The organism is Candidatus Obscuribacterales bacterium (assembly GCA_036703605.1).
Classification (GTDB): Bacteria; Cyanobacteriota; Cyanobacteriia; order RECH01; family RECH01; genus RECH01.
The window spans coordinates 1-1,712 of the sequence record DATNRH010000089.1 but is presented as its reverse complement, the minus strand read 5'-3'; the positions used below and the strand labels follow the sequence as shown (position 1 = coordinate 1,712).

At 52.0% G+C, this 1,712-nt stretch carries 1 protein-coding gene; it reads right to left on the bottom strand.

From position 1 onward, the window contains the following. Nucleotides 1–90 precede the first annotated feature (90 nt). Nucleotides 91–1,551, bottom strand: a complete 1,461-nt coding sequence (locus tag V6D20_01920) for a cadherin domain-containing protein (protein HEY9814554.1) — start codon at nt 1,549–1,551, stop codon at nt 91–93. Nucleotides 1,552–1,712 lie beyond the last annotated feature (161 nt).

The following is a 1,712-nucleotide window of genomic DNA, read 5'->3' as shown; positions in this document are numbered from 1 at the left end:
GGCTACGGTTAGGGTTTGATCGTGGGGCGTGATAAGAATGGAGGCGATCGCCTTTGGGTCACAAGGGCGATCGCTCGAAAAGTAGACGACTTACACAAAGTCCGCCCGATCTATGGCAGATGCGTTCGTATTTTCCAAAAGCAGCAGATTTGTAGTGCCGAGTTTGATCAACACGTCATCCTGCCGTTGCTGAATCGTTAATTGCCCAAACCGAATGCCCACCAAGTCGATACGGTCTTGATTGTTTTGGAAATCGGTGACGCGGTCAAGGCCGTCGTTTTGGCGAATGACAAGTAGGTCACGCCCTTGTCCGGTGGTAATGATATCGTTTCCGGAACCGCCATCGATGCGATCGTCGCCGTTTCCGCCATCAAGGCGATCGCTCCCGGCTTGTCCAAAGATGCGATCGTTATCTGCGCCACCATTGAGAACGTCATTACCCGTGCCGCCGATGAGGATATCGTTACCGACTTGTCCAAAGATGCGATCGTCACCGCCCAAGCCGCGCACCACATCATTGCCTGTCAACGCACGAATCGTATCGTTACCCGCTGTGCCGCTGAGGATATCGTCAAACGGCGTAGAATTATCGTTGACATCGTTGAGGTTGATGTTAAACAGTTGTGCGGTACTTAATCCACCTGCATTGGTGACTGTTACCTCAACAGCGTAGCCATTGTCATTGCCCACATCCATCGGATTTTCAAAGTCTGGTGCGGTGAGGAAGGACAGTACACCCGTTGTGGCATCAATCGTAAACAATGCTTGGTCGTTCCCGCCACTGAGACTGTAGGTGAGGCCATTCCCCTCGCTACTGCTATCGTCTGTGGCTTGGATATCAACCACCAGCGTGGTGTTTTCCGGCATATTTACCACGCTATTGGTCACAATCGTGGGTGCTTGGTTCGCACGACGGCCAAACACCACATAGCTAGCGCCTGAATCGCTGCCATTGGGGTCGGCACCGATTGCTCCAATGATCAAGTCATCGATGCCATCGCTATTGATATCCCCGGCACTGCTCACTGAAAAACCGGAAAGGTCACCTTCTGCTACACCATCGATACGAAAGCCATTACTGCCATTGAGGCTAGATGGATTGAGGGTGCTACTGAACCCACCCTCACGGCCAAACATCACATAGCTAGAGCCTGAATCGCGGCCGTTGGTGGCGACACCATCTGCTCCAAGGATCAGGTCATCGACACCATCGCCATTGATATCCCCGGCACTGCTCACTGAATAACTAGAATAGTCCCTTGCGGCGACGCCATCAATACGAAAGCCATTGCTGCCATTGAGTCTGGATAGGTTGAGGGTGCTACTAAACCTACTGCCACGGCCAAACACCACATAGCTAGGGCCTGAATCAGCGTTGTCGTTGGGGTCGGCATAGGGTGTACCAAGGATCAGGTCATCAAAGCCATCGCTATTGATATCCCCGGCATTGCTCACCGAAAAACCGGAACGGTTCTCTCTAGCTACCCCATCAATGCGAAAGCCATTGCTACCATCAAGACCAGCCAAGTTCAAAACGGGGTCAAAAGCCATCTTGTTTCCTCTTGTTTATGTATTCATTGGTTCTTACAGTTCTTGTAGCCCAGCACCCTACCTTGGTGCCTGCTACTCATCACCCACCGAAATTACATGACGAATTTCATCCGAGCGAATGCTGATGGTCATGGGGCGCTGCACTCGAGGGATGGTGAGCA

Coding starts and splice junctions, on each gene's coding strand:
- V6D20_01920 (HEY9814554.1), bottom strand. CDS start 1,551: ATGGCTTTTGACCCCGTTTTGAACTTGGCTGGTCTTGATGGTAGCAAT.